This is a genomic window from Pseudomonas sp. PGPPP1 (assembly GCF_002255865.1).
In the GTDB taxonomy this organism is placed as follows: domain Bacteria; phylum Pseudomonadota; class Gammaproteobacteria; order Pseudomonadales; family Pseudomonadaceae; genus Aquipseudomonas; species Aquipseudomonas cremoris.
Genome location: NZ_NKIG01000003.1, coordinates 60,419 through 76,516 on the forward strand (window position 1 = coordinate 60,419; position 16,098 = coordinate 76,516).

At 62.9% G+C, this 16,098-nt stretch carries 13 protein-coding genes; 6 read left to right on the plus strand and 7 right to left on the minus strand.

What is annotated here, in order from left to right; all coding sequences use genetic code 11:
• Positions 1-92: 92 nt before the first annotated feature.
• From CFE47_RS06665 to gshB, 7 genes are all read right to left on the minus strand, one after another.
• Positions 93-1,364: a dihydroorotase gene (locus CFE47_RS06665; RefSeq protein ID WP_286836024.1), complete on the minus strand. Its 1,272-nt coding sequence runs from the start codon at positions 1,362-1,364 to the stop codon at positions 93-95.
• Positions 1,361-2,365: an aspartate carbamoyltransferase catalytic subunit gene (locus tag CFE47_RS06670; protein WP_010207224.1), complete on the minus strand. Its 1,005-nt coding sequence runs from the start codon at positions 2,363-2,365 to the stop codon at positions 1,361-1,363. Before CFE47_RS06670 ends, CFE47_RS06665 begins: the two co-directional genes overlap by 4 nt.
• Positions 2,366-2,389: 24 nt before the next feature.
• On the minus strand, positions 2,390-2,896 hold the full coding sequence (gene pyrR, locus CFE47_RS06675) for a bifunctional pyr operon transcriptional regulator/uracil phosphoribosyltransferase PyrR (RefSeq protein WP_185709135.1): 507 nt from the start codon (positions 2,894-2,896) through the stop codon (positions 2,390-2,392).
• Positions 2,897-2,969: 73 nt separating this feature from the next.
• Positions 2,970-3,407, minus strand: coding sequence for a Holliday junction resolvase RuvX (gene ruvX / locus CFE47_RS06680; RefSeq protein WP_003195067.1), 438 nt, complete (start codon positions 3,405-3,407; stop codon positions 2,970-2,972).
• Positions 3,407-3,976: a YqgE/AlgH family protein gene (locus CFE47_RS06685; RefSeq protein ID WP_286836146.1), complete on the minus strand. Its 570-nt coding sequence runs from the start codon at positions 3,974-3,976 to the stop codon at positions 3,407-3,409. The genes ruvX and CFE47_RS06685 overlap by 1 nt, the downstream gene beginning before the upstream one ends.
• A 95-nt stretch (positions 3,977-4,071) precedes the next feature.
• Complete coding sequence (locus tag CFE47_RS06690; RefSeq protein ID WP_286836025.1) at positions 4,072-4,977, minus strand: energy transducer TonB; 906 nt, start codon at positions 4,975-4,977, stop codon at positions 4,072-4,074.
• Positions 4,978-5,054: 77 nt separating this feature from the next.
• Positions 5,055-6,008, minus strand: a complete 954-nt coding sequence (gshB, locus tag CFE47_RS06695; protein WP_185709137.1) for a glutathione synthase — start codon at positions 6,006-6,008, stop codon at positions 5,055-5,057.
• Between the two features lie 239 nt (positions 6,009-6,247).
• Between gshB and pilG the strand changes: the two genes are divergently transcribed.
• From pilG to CFE47_RS06725, 6 genes are all read left to right on the plus strand, one after another.
• The gene (gene pilG, locus CFE47_RS06700; RefSeq protein WP_026137140.1) at positions 6,248-6,655 is read left to right on the plus strand and encodes a twitching motility response regulator PilG; all 408 of its coding nucleotides are present in this window, start codon (positions 6,248-6,250) and stop codon (positions 6,653-6,655) included.
• Positions 6,656-6,701: 46 nt separating this feature from the next.
• Complete coding sequence (gene pilH, locus CFE47_RS06705) at positions 6,702-7,067, plus strand: twitching motility response regulator PilH (protein ID WP_003234583.1); 366 nt, start codon at positions 6,702-6,704, stop codon at positions 7,065-7,067.
• Positions 7,068-7,079: 12 nt separating this feature from the next.
• Positions 7,080-7,604 carry a chemotaxis protein CheW gene (locus CFE47_RS06710; RefSeq protein WP_185709138.1) on the plus strand — a complete coding sequence of 175 codons (525 nt, stop codon included), beginning with the start codon at positions 7,080-7,082 and terminating at the stop codon, positions 7,602-7,604.
• Positions 7,601-9,652, plus strand: a complete 2,052-nt coding sequence (locus CFE47_RS06715; protein WP_185709139.1) for a methyl-accepting chemotaxis protein — start codon at positions 7,601-7,603, stop codon at positions 9,650-9,652. Before CFE47_RS06710 ends, CFE47_RS06715 begins: the two co-directional genes overlap by 4 nt.
• A gap of 160 nt (positions 9,653-9,812) precedes the next feature.
• Entirely contained in the window at positions 9,813-15,632 is a 5,820-nt protein-coding gene (locus CFE47_RS06720) for an Hpt domain-containing protein (RefSeq protein ID WP_286836026.1), read from the plus strand.
• Complete coding sequence (locus tag CFE47_RS06725; protein ID WP_286836027.1) at positions 15,625-16,080, plus strand: chemotaxis protein CheW; 456 nt, start codon at positions 15,625-15,627, stop codon at positions 16,078-16,080. The genes CFE47_RS06720 and CFE47_RS06725 overlap by 8 nt, the downstream gene beginning before the upstream one ends.
• The last annotated feature ends 18 nt before the right edge of the window (positions 16,081-16,098 follow it).

Below are 16,098 nucleotides of genomic sequence, written 5' to 3' on the forward strand. Positions count from 1 at the left end.
CTCGCGAATGCGGTAGTTCAGTCAGTAAATTCGGTGACTGATACTCCGTATTCGCGAGCAAACCCGCTCCCACATTTTTTACCGTGCCCGCTTTAGGCCTGGTAGGTGATTCGTCCGTCGGCCACGGTGTAACGCACTGCCGCCGGCAGGCTATGGCCAATGAACGGGCAGTTTTCACCCTTGGACAGCCAATGTTCACCGGCCACGGTGGAACTGCCCACATCGAACAGCACCAGGTCCGCCGGCCCACCTACCGCCAATTTGCCCGCTGGCAGGCGCAGGGCCTCGGCCGGGCCGGCACTCAGGCGGGTCAGCAGGGTCGGGAGGTCGAGCAAACCATCTTCCACCAAGGTCATCGCTAGCGGCAGCAGCAGCTCTACGCTGCTGATGCCCGGCTCTGTCGCGCCAAACGGTGCCAGCTTGGCATCCCGCTCGTGGGGTTGGTGATGGCTGGAGATCGCCGACACCACACCCGACTTCACCGCCGCACGCAAACCGTCACGGTCGGCACGGGTGCGCAGCGGAGGTTGCACGTGATACAGGCTGGAGAAGTCGATCAGTGCCTCATCCGTCAGAATCAGCTGGTACAACGCCACATCCGCCGTCACCGGCAGGCCGCGTGCCTGGGCCTGGGCGATCAGTGCCACACCGCGTGCGCTGGTCAGTTGGCTAAAGTGCGCGCGTACACCGCTTTGTTCCACCAGCAGCAGGTCGCGGGCCAGGGCCACGGTTTCGGCGGTTTCCGGAATGCCCGGCAGGCCGAGGAAGCTGGCCACGGCGCCTTCATGGGCCAGGCCGCCTTCGGCCAGGTCGCGGTCCTGGGAGTGGAAGATCACCGTCAGGTCGAAGGTGGCCGCGTATTCCAGGGCGCGCAGCAGCGTCCGGGTGCTGCGAAAGCTCTCCAGGCCATTGCCGAAAGCCACGCAACCGGCGTCGCGCAGGGCGATCAGTTCGGCGAGTTGGTCGCCTTCCAGGCCTTTGCTCAGGGCGCCGATGGGGAACACTTTGCAATTGCCGGCTTCGCGGGCGCGGTCGAGGATCAGCTCGGTCACCGCCGAGGTATCCAGGATCGGCTTGGTGTGCGGCGGGCAGCACAGGCTGGTCACGCCACCGGCCGCGGCGGCGCGGGTTTCGCTGGTGATGTTGCCTTTACGGCTGTAGCCCGGCTCGCGCAGGGCGACGTTCAGGTCCACCAAGCCAGGCGCGGCAACGAGGCCTTTGGCGTCGATGCTTTCAACTGCGCTGAAACCCGCCGGGGCGGCGCCGATGGCAATGATCTTGCCGGCGTCCAGATGCAAATCGGTAACTTGATCCAGGCCGCTGGCCGGATCGATGACGCGGGCGCCGAGGATGCTGAGCTTCACTGGGCGTTCTCCTGCTCGAATTGACGTTGCGCGGTTTGCCCGCTCATGGCCATGGACAGCACGGCCATGCGTACGGCGATGCCGTAGGTGACCTGGTTCAAAATTACCGATTGCGGACCGTCGGCCACTGCCGACTCAATCTCCACGCCACGGTTGATCGGGCCAGGGTGCATCACAATGGCGTCCGGCTTGGCGCCGGCCAGGCGTGCGGTGGTCAGGCCGAACAGGCGGTAGAACTCGCCTTCGCTCGGTAGCAGGCCACCGGCCATGCGCTCGCGTTGCAGGCGCAGCATGATCACCACGTCCACATCCTTGAGGCCTTCGGCCATGTCGGTGTAGACCTTCACGCCGTACTGCTCGATACCGATGGGCAGTAGGGTTTTCGGCGCGATCACGCGGATATCCGGGCAGCCCAGGGCTTTGAGGGCAAGCATGTTCGAACGCGCAACCCGCGAGTGCAGGATGTCGCCGACAATGGCTACCGAGAGGTTTTCAAAGCTGCCTTTGTGCCGACGGATGGTGAGCATGTCGAGCATGCCCTGGGTCGGGTGGGCGTGGCGGCCGTCGCCGCCGTTGATGATCGCTACCTGTGGGCACACGTGCTCGGCGATGAAGTGCGCGGCGCCGGAGTCGCCGTGGCGCACCACGAACATGTCAGCGGCCATGGCTTCCAGGTTGCGCAGGGTGTCGAGCAGGGTTTCGCCCTTGCTGGCCGACGACGTGGACACGTTCAGCGTGATCACGTCAGCCGACAGCCGTTGGGCCGCCAGTTCAAAGGTGGTGCGGGTGCGGGTGGAGTTCTCGAAGAACACATTGCAGATGGTCTTGCCGCGCAGCAGCGGGACCTTCTTCACCGCGCGGCCACCGACTTCGAGGAACGAGTCGGCGGTGTCGAGGATTTCGGTGAGCAGTTCGCGGGGCAAACCGTCGAGGGACAAGAAGTGTTGCAACTGACCCTGAGCATTGAGCTGCAGCGGGCGCTTGGCATCTAGAGGCGTCATCGCGGGGACTCTTTACAAGGCGGTTTAAAGGGCGAGGTCTTGCAGTTCGAGTGCGAGCGGCGTTGGACCGAGCAATTTTACCCGTTGGTGGGCTTCCAGCGACAGTGTGGCGCCGACCACATCCGGGCTGATTGGCAGCTCACCCGCGTCCAGGTCCAGCAGGCACACCAGGGTCACGCTGGCTGGGCGGCCGTAGTCGAACAGTTCGTTCATGGCGGCGCGAATGGTACGACCGCTCATCAGTACGTCGTCGATCAGCACCAGGTGCTGGCCTTCGATCTCGAACGGCAGCGCCGAAGGGCGTACTTGCGGGTGCAGGCCGTTTTGGCTGAAGTCGTCGCGGTAGAAGGACACGTCCAGCGTGCCCAAGGGCGAATCGCTGCCCAGTGCTTCCAGCAATGCCTGGGCGACCCACACACCGCCGGTGCGAATGCCGATGAAGCGTGGCTCGCTGATGGCGCGGTGTTGCAGATGGGCCGTGAGGCGGGTGGCCATCTGGCTGATCAGTTCGGCGGGGTTCGGCAAGCTCATGGTGGCTCCTTCAAGGCCTTGGCGCAGGCAAGGCCCGGGCTCAAACGTAAAAAGACGCGGCAAGCCGCGTCAGTCAGGATTCAAATAAAGCGGTGTTTTCGTCCAGCCAACCCTGCAATAACAGGGCGGCGGCGATGGCGTCCACGGGGTTGTCGCGGTAGCTGCCTTTCTGACCGCCACGATCGCGGCGCTCGCCTTTGGCTTCAAAGGTAGTGAGGCGTTCGTCGTGGGTATAGAAGGGCAGGTTGTAGCGGCCATTGAGGCGGCGGGCGAACTTTTCGGCGCGCAGGCACATGTCGCTGGGGGTGCCGTCCATGTTCAAGGGCAGGCCGACCACCACCGCGTCGGGCTTCCACTCCTTGATCAGGGCTTCGACCTGGTTCCAGTCCGGCACGCCGTTCTGGGCTTTCAAGGTGCACAGCTCGCGGGCCTGGCCGGTAATGACCTGGCCGACCGCTACGCCGATCTGTTTGGTGCCGTAGTCAAAGCCGAGGATCAAACGCAAAGCCATCAGGCGTGCCCCGCCTGGCTGGTGAGCAGGCTGAGGTTGACCCGCAGCTTGGCCGCCGCCGCTTCCAGGCGCAGTTCGCTGGGGGTGTTGAACAGGATTTCGGCGTCGAATGGGCAGGTCAACCAGGCATTGCTGGCCAGTTCCGCTTCCAATTGGCCTGCTTCCCAGCCGGCATAGCCGAGGGTGATCACGCTTTGCTCAGGGCCGACGCCGTCCGCGATGGCGAACAACACGTCTTGGGACGTGGACAACGACACGCCTTCAAGGTCGACGGTAGCCTGGAACTTCGGCCCGGTCGGGTGCAACACAAAACCGCGATCCGTTTGCACCGGCCCGCCGATGTAGATCGGCACGCCTTGGCAGCGGGCTGGCGGATCGATTTCGGGGCGCAGTTGCTCAAGGATATCCGCCAGGTTCAGCTCTTGCCGACGGTTGATCACCAACCCCATGGCACCATTGGCCGTGTGCTCGACGATGTAGGTCAAGGTCTGCGCAAAGTTCGGGTCGGCCATATGGGGCATGGCGATCAGGAATTGGTGCTTGAGGTAGGTCGGGCTGACGTTTTTCATGTCCGCTAGTGTGGCGTTGGAGGGGCGAACTGACAAGCCTGATGCTCATCGCAGGGGATCGTTCCCATGCGGAGCATAGGAACGATCATCACGTATCAGTTGCTGGAAAGGCGATCGCCCTTGGCGAACTTCCAGGTGCGGATGATCTCCAGGCGGTCCACGTCGTTCAGGTCGCCGGTAAAGGGGGCGAAAGGCGCAGCCAGGCGCACGATGCGTTGGGCGGCCTGGTCCAGCAACGGCTGGCCGGACGACTCCAGTACCTGCACCTCATACAGCGTGCCGTCACGGTTGATCGACACCAGCAAGCGCAAATTGCCGTAGATCTGCTGGCGCCGTGCTTCGTCCGGGTAGTTGAGGTTGCCGATGCGCTCGACCTTCTTGCGCCATTCGTCCTTATACCAAGCGCCTTTGTCACGCATGGTGGAGGCGGCATTCAGCCGGTAGATGCGTGGGCGCTTGGCGTACAACTGCTGCTCGTTGGCCAGTTCCGCTTCCAGGCTGGAGATTTGGTCGGAAAGCTGCGAGCTGTCAAAGGTCGGTGCCGGTTTGGCGGGCTCGGGCTGTGGCTCGGTCTTGGCTTTTTCGCGCTGGGTCGGGGCTTTTTGCGGTTTGGGTGCGACGGTCGTCACGGCGGCCTTGGGTGCGGCCTGCTTGACCTCGGGCTTGGGCGCCGGTGGCGGTGTAACCTTGTTCACCTTGTTGTCCTGGAACGGCGCCACTTCGGTGGTCTTGGGCACGGCTTTCTTGTCGAGGGTGCCGCTGCCCTGCTGGTTGTCCTGGGCGAGAAAGTCAGCCTTCTCGGGCTTTTTTTCGCTCTTGAACGTGGCGAGGGTAATTTCCAGCGTCTTGGTGATCTGCTTGGGCTCGACCATGGTGAAACCCAGGCCGAGGATCAGCGCCAGGTGAATCAATGCAGCCAGGAACAGGGTAAATCCGAGTCGATCAGCCGGGCGCACGCCGCTGTGGGAGAGTTCGGGGGGCAGATCGGACGGGAGTGTCATGACAAGAAAACCAACATCGCGCGTTTCACAGGTGGCGCATGATAACGCAATGTTGGTTTGTGTCCGGCTGTTCTATGTCACTTGGCTTGTAGCTTGCGCTCAATGGCGGCCATCAGCATTTCGCCGATGTTCGTGCCAAATGCGTTGTCGATCTCGCGGATACAGGTCGGGCTGGTGACGTTGATTTCGGTGAGGTGCTCACCAATTACGTCTAGGCCTACAAACAACAAACCTTTTTCCCGCAGGGTTGGGCCAACCTGGCCTGCGATCCAGCGATCCTTGTCCGACAACGGACGCGCTTCGCCACGGCCACCGGCCGCCAGGTTGCCACGGGTCTCGCCCGCTGCCGGGATACGCGCCAGGCAGTAATCCACGGGTTCACCGTCGATCATCAGGATGCGCTTGTCGCCGTCCTTGATTGCCGGGAGGTAGGCCTGCCCCATGATCTGCTGGGTGCCCAGGGCGGTCAGGGTTTCCAGGATCACCGACAGGTTCGGATCCCCTGCGCGATGACGGAAGATCGAGGTGCCGCCCATGCCGTCCAGCGGCTTGAGGATCACATCGCCGTGCTTGGCGGCGAATTCACGCAGCACGTCGGCACGGCGGCTGACCACGGTCGGCGGGGTGCACTGTGGGAACAGCGTGGCGAACAGCTTTTCATTGCAGTCGCGCAGGCTTTGCGGCTTGTTGACGATCAGCACGCCGGCGCGTTCGGCCTGCTCCAGCAGGTAGGTGGAGTACACGAACTCCATGTCGAACGGCGGATCCTTGCGCATCAGGATCACGTCCAGGTCGCTCAGGGGGCTGTCGACTTCGTCTGCCAGTTCGAACCACTTCTCGGGGTTGGCGAACACCTGCAGCGGGCGCATGCGAGCGCGGGCCTCGCCGTCACCCTGGTAAAGGTCGCGCTGTTCCATATAGAACAGGGTCCAGCCGCGGGCCTGGGCGGCCAGGAGCATGGCCAGCGAACTGTCCTTTTTATAGGAAATGCTGGCGATAGGGTCCATGACAATGCCGACGCGAACGCTCATGGGGGATTTCCTCTAGCAAATTAGGGCGCATAAAAGTGGCGTCAGAGTGGCGCTGCGGCTGTTGTGGGTCAAGGAAAAACCACCTGGCCGGTTGCTCGATAGATTGCGCCCGGAGACTGTGCTAAAAAGACTGCCACGGCGCAGCAGCCCTTGAATTCCAAGGCTTGCGGCGCTCATCCTGTGCAACATCAGGCAGTACACACCGAAAACCGATTCGCTGTGGCGATGGTAGAGCAGATATGGAACAGCATTCCAACGCCTTGAGAGTGATGGTGATCGACGATTCAAAGACGATCCGCCGCACCGCCGAAACCCTGTTGAAGAACGCAGGGTGCGAAGTCATCACGGCCATCGACGGTTTCGATGCCCTGGCCCGGATTGTTGATCATCACCCACACATTATCTTTGTCGACATCATGATGCCGCGCCTGGATGGCTATCAGACCTGCGCCCTGGTGAAGAACAACCCGGCGTTCAAGTCGATCCCGGTGATCATGCTGTCCTCCAAGGACGGCCTGTTCGACAAGGCCAAGGGGCGCATCGTGGGTGTCGATCAGTTTTTGACCAAGCCTTTCAGCAAGGAAGAACTGCTGGGCGCGATCAAGGCCTACGTGCCTGCCTTCGCCGCAGTAGAACAAGCACACTGACACCACCTCACAAGGGCTGGCGTCTACCTAAGTAGTGGGGAAAACCATGGCACGTGTTCTGATCGTCGACGATTCGCCGACCGAAATGTACAAACTGACCGGCATGCTGGAAAAGCATGGCCACCAGGTCCTCAAGGCCGAAAACGGCGCGGACGGCGTGGCCCTGGCCCGCCAGGAAAAACCCGACGCCGTGCTGATGGACATCGTGATGCCCGGCCTCAACGGCTTCCAGGCCACCCGCCAGCTGTCCAAGGAGCCGGAAACCAACGGCATCCCGATCATCATCATCACCACCAAGGATCAGGAAACCGACAAGATCTGGGGCGCCCGCCAGGGGGCCAAGGACTACCTGACCAAGCCGGTGGACGAAGACACCCTGATCGCCACCCTGAACAAGGTGCTGGCCGGCTGACGGCAGGCCATCATGACCGAGTCGCAAACCGCCTTTGAGCTGTTGCTGGACATCGACCGCCGCTGCCGCCTGCTGGCCGCCGACCTGCCGTCGCAGGAAACCCGCCTGCAGCGCTGGAGCGGCATCGGCTTTCGCGTGGGGCTGCATTGGTACGTAGCGCCCATGGGCGAAGTCGCCGAAGTCCTGCATGAACCGCGCTGCACCTTGATGCCCGGGGTGAAGGCCTGGGTCAAGGGCGTGGCCAACCTGCGCGGGCGCCTGTTGCCGGTGATGGACCTGGGCGGGTTTCTCGGTCTTGAACTGTCCAGGGCACGCAAGCAACGGCGAGTGCTGGTGGTGGAATACAACGACTTGTTTGTCGGGCTGCTGGTGGACGAGGTGGTAGGCATGCAGCATTTCGCGCAAGACGCATTGCAGGCGAACGCCGTTCCCGGCGCGCCGTTTATCCAGGGCCAGTTCGACGGCGAACCGCTGTGGCAGGTCTTCAGCCCCTTCGCCCTGGCGCAGGCCCCAGGCTTCATGGATGTTGCCGCATGACCACCGTGACCACGCCCAAACCCCAAGCCGCGTCGCGCAGCCGTTCGCAGATCATCGTGCTGTTTATCGCGCTGATCGTGTTCATCATGCTGCTGTTCGCCAACTTTGCGTACCTCAACACCCAGTCCACCTACGACAAGCAGTACATCGGCCATGCCGGTGAGTTGCGGGTGCTGTCCCAGCGCATTGCCAAGAACGCCACCGAAGCCGCCGCCGGCAAGGCTGCGGCGTTCAAGCTTTTGGGCGATGCGCGCAACGACTTCGCCCAGCGTTGGGGCTACCTGAAAAAGGGCGACCCTGAAACCGGCCTGCCCGCTGCGCCCAGTGCGGTACGCGCCGAAATGCGCGCCGTGCAGACCGATTGGGAAGCGCTGCTGAAAAACACCGATGCGATCCTGGCCAGCGAGCAGACGGTCCTGTCCTTGCACCAAGTGGCTGCGACCCTGGCTGAAACCGTGCCGCAATTGCAAATGGAGTCTGAGAAGGTCGTCGACATCCTGCTGCAACGCGGTGCCCCGGCCAGCCAGGTGGCGTTGGCCCAGCGCCAGTCGTTGCTGGCCGAACGCATTCTGGGCGCGGTCAACACCGTGCTCGCCGGCGACGAAACCGCCGCCCAGGCGGCCGATGCCTTTGGCCGCGACGCCAACCGATTCGGCCAGGTACTCAACGGCATGCTGCAGGGCAACGCCGGGCTGCGTATCACCCAGGTCGAAGACCACGATGCACGGGCGCGGTTGGCGGAAATCGCCGAGCTGTTCGAGTTTGTCTCCGGCTCCGTGGATGAAATCCTCGAAACCTCGCCGCAACTGTTCCAGGTGCGCGCCTCGGCGAGCAATATCTTCAACCTCTCGCAAACCCTGCTCGATGAAGCCTCGCACCTGGCCACCGGTTTTGAAAACCTCGCCAGCGGGCGCACCTTCGATACCATCGGCGGCTATGTGCTGGGCTTGCTGGCGCTGGCCTCGATCATCCTGATCGGGCTGGTGATGGTGCGCGAAACCAACCGCCAGCTGCATGAAACCGCCGAGAAGAACGAGCGCAACCAGAACGCGATCATGCGCCTGCTGGATGAAATCGAAGACCTGGCAGACGGCGACCTGACGGTGACCGCCTCGGTGACCGAAGACTTCACCGGCACCATCGCCGATTCCATCAACTATTCCGTCGACCAGCTGCGCGACCTGGTGGCCACCATCAACCTCACCGCCGGCCAAGTCGCCGGTGCGGTGCAGGATACCCAGGCCACCGCCATGCACCTGGCCCAGGCCTCGGAACACCAGGCCCAACAAATCGCCGAAGCTTCCACGGCGATCAACCAGATGGCCCAGTCCATCGACCAGGTATCGGCCAATGCCGCCGAGTCTTCGGCGGTGGCGGAGCGCTCGGTAGAGATTGCCAACAAGGGCAATGAGGTGGTGCACAACACCATCCATGGCATGGACAACATTCGCGAGCAGATCCAGGACACCGCCAAGCGCATCAAGCGCCTGGGCGAGTCGTCCCAGGAGATCGGCGACATCGTCAGCCTGATCGACGACATCGCCGACCAGACCAACATCCTCGCCCTCAATGCCGCGATCCAGGCCAGCATGGCCGGAGATGCCGGGCGCGGTTTCGCCGTGGTGGCCGATGAAGTGCAACGGCTGGCCGAACGTTCGTCGGCGGCCACGCGGCAGATCGAAACCCTGGTGCGGGCGATTCAGGCCGACACCAACGAAGCGGTGATTTCCATGGAGCAGACCACCACCGAAGTGGTGCGTGGGGCACGCCTGGCGCAGGACGCCGGGGTGGCACTGGAAGAGATCGAAGGCGTGTCGAAGACCTTGGCGGCGTTGATCCAGAGCATCTCGAATGCAGCGCAGCAACAGACGAGTTCGGCGGGGCAGATTTCGTTGACGATGAATGTGATTCAGCAGATCACGACGCAGACGTCTTCGGGGTCGACGGCGACTGCGGAGAGCATCGGCAACTTAGCGAAAATGGCAAGCCAGTTGCGCCGCTCAGTGTCCGGCTTCACCCTACCAGCGGCCAAACAGGCCGATGATTGAAATGCAGTCAAACTGTGGGAGCTGGCTTGCCTGCGATAGCGGTGGGTCAACTACACAGGTATCAACTGACTAGCCGCCATCGCAGGCAAGCCAGCTCCCACAGTTGATCTCCATTGTTTCTGGCAGCACCCGCAACTCAAAAATTCTCACCGGAGTGAATATGGTTGATCGGCACGACTACGTGGCCCTCGAATGGGTCAAGGGCGACATTGCCGAAACCCTGAAACAGGCACGTTCGGCGCTGGACGCCTTTGTCGAAACCGCCGACGGCGAGGCTATCAGCGAGTGCCTGGCGGGCGTTCACCAAGTGCATGGCGCGCTGCAAATGGTCGAGTTCTACGGCGCAGCATTGTTGGCCGAAGAGATCGAAGAACTGGCCCTGGCGCTCCAGTCCGGGCATGTCAGCCAACGCGAAGAAAGCATCCGCCTGCTGCAACAGGCCCTCAATCAATTGCCGCTGTACCTGGACCGCGTGCACAGCGCCCGCCGCGACCTGCCGCTGGTGGTGTTGCCGCTGCTCAACGACCTGCGCAGCGCGCGCGGTGAAAGCCTGCTGTCGGAGACCAGCCTGTTCAGCCCACAGCTGCTGTCGATTGCGCCGTTGCCGGATGAAGCCCTGGCCCAACGTGCATCCGCCGATCTGCAAGACCAACTGCGCCAATGGCACCAACTGTTGCAACAAGCCCTGGCCGGCTTGCTGCGCGAAGATCATGGCCCCAGCAACCTGGAAGACATGGCGCGGGTATTCGCCCGCCTTGAAGCACTGTGCCAGGGCGCCCCGTTGCTGCCGCTGTGGCAAGTTACCTCGGCATTGGTCGAAGGCATGCTCACTGGCGTGATCGCCAATAGCCCTGCGCTGCGCAGCCTGCTCAAAGCCAGTGACAAACAGCTCAAGCGCTTGCTCGCCCAGGGTATCGGCGGCATCAACCAGCCGGCACCGGATGAGCTGCTCAAGAGCCTGTTGTTCTATGTCGCCAAAGTCACCCGGCCAACGCCGCGCATGCAGAGTTTGAAGGAGCGCTACGGCCTGGACGAAGCCTTGCCCGACAGCGCCGTGGTCGATGCCGAGCGCGCCCGCCTTGCCGGGCCGGACCGCAATGCCATGGGCTCGGTACTCGGTGCGCTGTGCGAGGAACTGGTGCGGGTCAAGGAGCGCCTCGATCTGTTCGTGCGCAGCGACCGCCAGCACACCAGTGACCTGGATGCGCTGCTGGCGCCGCTGCGACAGATCGCCGACACCTTGGCCGTGTTGGGTTTCGGCCAGCCGCGCAAAGTCATCATCGACCAACTGGCCGTGGTGTTGAGCCTGGTCCAGGGTCAGCGCGAGCCTAATGACGCGGTGCTGATGGACGTCGCCGGCGCCTTGCTCTACGTCGAGGCAACGTTGGCAGGCATGGTCGGCACCGTCGAGCCGGAAAGCCGCGAAGAAAGCCGCTTGCCCACCACCGACCTGACCCAGATCCACCAGTTGGTGATCCGTGAGTGCTGCCAGTGCCTGAAGCAGGCCAAAGAGTTGGTCATCGACTGCATTGAAGCCGATTGGGACCGGCAGCGCATGGAGTCGCTGCCCGAAGTGCTGAGCCAGGTGCGCGGTGCACTGTCCATGATTCCCCTGCCACGGGCGGCGAGCCTGATGCGCGGCTGCGCCGATTACGTCGACGAACAATTGATGGTCGAGGGCAGCCGCCCGCCCGAGGCGCAGTTGGGGCATTTTGCCGATGTGATCAGCAGCCTGGAGTACTACCTGGAGCGCATGCTCCAAGACCCGGATGCCGATGGCGAGCGCGTGTTGGAACTGGCCACGCAAGGCTTGGCAGCCTTGGGTTACCTGCCGGCTGAAAAGCCGTGGCGCCAGGCGCTGGTTGCGCCGGACGGCGTGCTGTCCAGCGAGGTTGCTCCCAACCAATCCCAGTTCGACGCATTGGCCAGCCCCACATCGCGGCTGAACCCGCCAGCGTTGCAACGCCCCGGCAGCCTGCTACCGCCACCGGCCGATGAAGCGCCGATTGACGACGAGCTGCGCGAAGTCTTCCTCGAAGAAACCGATGAAGTCCTCGAAGTACTGCACCGCTACTTGCCCAACAGCGCCGACAAAACCGCACAAGGCGAAATGCGCCGGGCCTTCCACACGCTCAAGGGCAGCGGCCGCATGGTCCGCGCCCTGGTGTTGGCCGAACTGGCCTGGGCCGTGGAAAACCTGCTCAACCGCGTGCTGGAACGCAGCGTAGTCCTGGGCCCCGAGGTACAACAGGTCCTGGATGAAGCCGTAGCCCTGCTGCCGGAATTGATCGACGACTTCGCCACCGACGACCAGCATCAGCGGAACGAAGTCGATGCCTTGGCCGCTCGCGCCCATGCGCTGGCCAGCGGTGCCCAGGTGCCGGCCGCCGAAGCCCACGACCCGATGTTGCTGGAGATCTTCCGCAACGAAGCCCAAAGCCACCTGGAAAGTATCAACCACTTCCTGCAACAGGCCGCCGAACACGTGCCGCTGCAAGTCAGCGATGAACTGCAGCGCGCCCTGCATACCCTCAAAGGCAGCGCCTACATGGCCGGTGTGCTGCCCATTGCCGAACTGGCGCGCCCGCTGGATCACCTGACCCGCGAATACAAAGCCCATCGCCTGCCGCTGGACCTGGACGAGGTGGAATTGCTGCTGGAGGCCGAGGGCCTGTTCCAGCGTGGGCTGCGTCACCTGGACAGCGACCCCTTGGCGCCGATCAAAGGTGCGCAAGACCTGATCAACCGCACCCAAAGTCTGCTGGATCAACAGTTGGCTGCGTTGCTCGACGCTCCCAACACCGGCCTGCGCATCAAGCGCGACCCGCAACTGATCGCCAACTTCCTGGCCCAGGGCATGGACATTCTGCTCGACGCCGAAAGCCTGCTGCGCCGCTGGCAACAGCACCCCGGCGAGCGCCAGGAGCTCACTGCGTTGCTGGACGAATTGACCACGCTGGGGGAGGGCGCGCACATCGCCGACCTGCACCCCATCGATGAGTTGTGCGAAGCCTTGCTCGACCTGTATGGCGCCGTGGAAGAAAGCAGCCTGGCGGTCAGCGAACGGTTTTTCCATGAGGCCGAACAGGCCCATGAAGCGCTGATCAACATGCTCGATCAACTGGCTGCCGGCCAGGAGGTCAGCCCGGCACCGGCGCGTGTCGAGGCCCTGCGCGAGCTGCTGGACGAAGCGCTTGATCCGTCCGCGACCGGCCTGATCAAAAGCGATGGCAGCCGTACGCTGAGTATTTCCGAGTTGGGCGCCGCGACAAAGCAGCTGGATCATGAAACGGCGATGGACGATGAGATCGTCGAGATCTTCCTCGAAGAAGCCGTGGATATCCTCGACAGCGCCGGGCAGTCCCTCAAACGCTGGTTGCTGGAACCCGATAGCGCCGCGCCGTTGTCCTCGTTGCAGCGCGATCTGCACACCCTCAAGGGCGGTGCGCGCATGGCCGAAATCGGACCGATTGGCGACCTGGCCCACGAGCTGGAATGCCTTTACGAAGGCCTGGTGGACCGGCGCTACAGCTACAGCGCCGAGCTGTCCCAGGTGCTGATGGCCAGCCACGAGCGGCTGGCCTTGCAGTTGGAGGAACTGCAACACCATCAAGCCTTGAGCGACAGCGCCGAGCTGGTTGCCAAGGTGCGGGCATTGCGTCAGAGCAGCCCGCCCGCGACGCCCGCCGTGGTGGAGAAAGCCTCGGGCGCCGATCCGGAGTTGCTGGATATCTTCCTCGAAGAAGCCGCCGATATTCTCGACAGCTCCAGCGGTGCTTTGCTGCGTTGGCAGGCCGAGCCCGGCAACCGCCAAGAGGTGGAAACCCTGCTGCGTGATTTGCACACCCTCAAGGGCGGTGCGCGCATGGTCGAGATCGGGCCGATTGGCGATTTGGCCCACGAGTTGGAGTTTCTCTACGAAGGCTTATCTGCAGGTTTACTGGCGCCCTCGGCGGAATTGTTCGCGCTGTTGCAAGGCTGCCATGACCGCTTGGCGCAGATGATCGATGCGGTGGCGGATGGCTTGCCGGTGGGGTCGGTGGACAAGCTCATCGAGCGCATCAAAAGCCTGGTGCACCCGAGCGACGAACCGGTAGTGCCGGTTGCACTGCCGGCAGGCAAGGCCGAGGCGGTCGTGGACCCGGCCGCCGACATGGTGAAAATCTCCGCCGACCTGTTGGACGACCTGGTCAACCTGGCCGGCGAAACCTCGATATTCCGAGGCCGTATCGAACAGCAGGTCAACGACGCACGCATAGCGCTCAACGAGGTGGAAACCACGATTGAGCGTATGCGCGACCAACTGCGTCGTCTCGACACCGAAACCCAAGGGCGCATCCTCAGTCGCCAGCAGGCCGAAGCCGAGCGCTTGGGGTATGAAGAATTCGATCCGCTGGAAATGGACCGCCATTCCCAGTTGCAGCAGCTGTCCCGTGCACTCTCCGAATCGGTGTCCGACCTGCTCGACCTCAAGGACACGCTCGACAGCCGCAATCAGGACGCTCACGACCTGTTGCAGCAACAGGCGCGCATCAACACCGAGTTGCAAGAAGGCCTGATGCGCACGCGCATGGTGCCGTTCGAACGCATGCTGCCGCGCCTCAAGCGCATCGTGCGCCAGGTGGCGGAAGAGCTCGGCAAGGACGTGGAATTTGTCGTCGGCAATGCCGAAGGCGAGATGGACCGCAACGTCCTGGAACGCATGGCGGCGCCGCTGGAACATATGCTGCGCAACGCCGTCGACCATGGTTTAGAGTCCCGCGAGGCGCGGCTGCTGGCGGGTAAACCCGAGAAGGGTCGCATCACCCTGGACCTGACCCACGAAGGTGGCGATATCGTCTTCGACATGCGCGACGACGGCGCGGGCGTGCCGTTGGAGGCCGTGCGGCGCAAGGCGATCAAGCGTGGTTTGCTCGACCCCCATCAAGAGATCAGCGACCGCGACGTGTTGCAGTTCATCCTGCAGCCGGGCTTCTCCACCGCCGAAAAAATCACGCAGATTTCCGGGCGCGGCGTGGGCATGGACGTGGTGCATGAAGAAGTGCGTCAGCTGGGTGGCTCGATGTTCATTGAGTCGACACCGGGCATGGGCGTGCATTTTCGCATTCGCTTGCCGTTCACCGTGTCGGTCAATCGCGCGCTGATGGTGCAGTGCTCCGACGACCAATACGCGATCCCCCTCAACACCATCGAAGGGTTGGTGCGGGTGCTGCCCCATGAGTTGGCGGGGCATTACCAGCAAGACCCGCCCTGTTACGAATACGCCGGCCAACGTTACGAGCTGTTTTATCTGGGCGACCTGTTGCACACCGTCAGCCGCCCGAAACTGTTGGGTCAATACCAGCCGGTACCGGTGCTGTTGGTGCAGTGCAATGAACGGCATGTAGCGGTGCATGTGGATGCGATGGCCGGTACGCGGGAGATTGTGGTCAAGGGCCTGGGGCCGCAGTTTGCCGGGGTTCAAGGGTTGTCCGGCGCGACCATTCTCGGCGATGGCCGTGTAGTGCTGATCATCGATTTGCTGGCACACATCCGCGCGCGCCAACCGGCGTTGCCGGCCCAGGTGGTGGATGCGCCGCTGATCCTCAACGACCCGCTGAAAAAGCGACCATTGCTGGTGCTGGTGGTGGACGATTCGGTCACGGTGCGCAAAGTCACCAGCCGCCTGCTGGAGCGCAACGGCATGAACGTACTCACGGCCAAGGATGGTATCGATGCCATTGCCGTACTCGAAGAACACACCCCGGACCTGATGCTGCTCGACATCGAAATGCCGCGCATGGACGGCTTCGAAGTGGCCACCCAGGTGCGCAACGATCCGCGCCTGATGCGCCTGCCGATCATCATGATCACCTCCCGCACCGGCCAGAAACACCGCGACCGCGCCATGGCCATTGGCGTGAATGACTACCTCGGCAAGCCGTACCAAGAGTCGGTGCTGCTGGAAAGCATCGCCTACTGGAGCAAGTCCCATGCTTGACCACCGCACCAGTCAACTGACTGGCCTGCTGTTGCCCCTGGCTGACCGCCACCTGGTACTGCCCAACGTGGCCATCGCCGAGCTGATCGACTTCCAGCGCGGGGAACCGGCCAGCGACGCGCCGCCGTGGTACTTGCGACAAGTGACCTGGCGGGAGCAACAACTGCCGCTGATCAGCTTTGAAGCGGTGTGCGGTGAAGCGGCCGTGACTGGCGAACGCTCGCGCATTGTGGTGCTCAATGCCCTGGGCGGGCGGCCGACGTTGAAGTTCATTGCGTTGGTGATCCAGGGCATTCCCCGCTCGTACAAGCTCGATAGCCAGTTGAGTTATGTGGATGTGCCGTTGTGCCCGCTGGAACTGGCGGCGGTGCAGGTGGGGGAACATGTGGCGAAGGTGCCGGATTTGATGGGGTTGGAAGCGTTGCTGGTGGAGTCGGGGTTGGCCTGACCCCCCCGTTCTCAAACC

Coding starts and splice junctions, on each gene's coding strand:
- CFE47_RS06670 (WP_010207224.1), bottom strand. CDS start 2,365: ATGACGCCTCTAGATGCCAAGCGCCCGCTGCAGCTCAATGCTCAGGGT.
- CFE47_RS06720 (WP_286836026.1), top strand. CDS start 9,813: ATGGTTGATCGGCACGACTACGTGGCCCTCGAATGGGTCAAGGGCGAC.
- ruvX (WP_003195067.1), bottom strand. CDS start 3,407: ATGGCTTTGCGTTTGATCCTCGGCTTTGACTACGGCACCAAACAGATC.
- CFE47_RS06715 (WP_185709139.1), top strand. CDS start 7,601: ATGACCACCGTGACCACGCCCAAACCCCAAGCCGCGTCGCGCAGCCGT.
- CFE47_RS06685 (WP_286836146.1), bottom strand. CDS start 3,976: ATGAAAAACGTCAGCCCGACCTACCTCAAGCACCAATTCCTGATCGCC.
- pilH (WP_003234583.1), top strand. CDS start 6,702: ATGGCACGTGTTCTGATCGTCGACGATTCGCCGACCGAAATGTACAAA.
- CFE47_RS06690 (WP_286836025.1), bottom strand. CDS start 4,977: ATGACACTCCCGTCCGATCTGCCCCCCGAACTCTCCCACAGCGGCGTG.
- pilG (WP_026137140.1), top strand. CDS start 6,248: ATGGAACAGCATTCCAACGCCTTGAGAGTGATGGTGATCGACGATTCA.
- CFE47_RS06725 (WP_286836027.1), top strand. CDS start 15,625: ATGCTTGACCACCGCACCAGTCAACTGACTGGCCTGCTGTTGCCCCTG.
- CFE47_RS06710 (WP_185709138.1), top strand. CDS start 7,080: ATGACCGAGTCGCAAACCGCCTTTGAGCTGTTGCTGGACATCGACCGC.
- pyrR (WP_185709135.1), bottom strand. CDS start 2,896: ATGAGCTTGCCGAACCCCGCCGAACTGATCAGCCAGATGGCCACCCGC.
- gshB (WP_185709137.1), bottom strand. CDS start 6,008: ATGAGCGTTCGCGTCGGCATTGTCATGGACCCTATCGCCAGCATTTCC.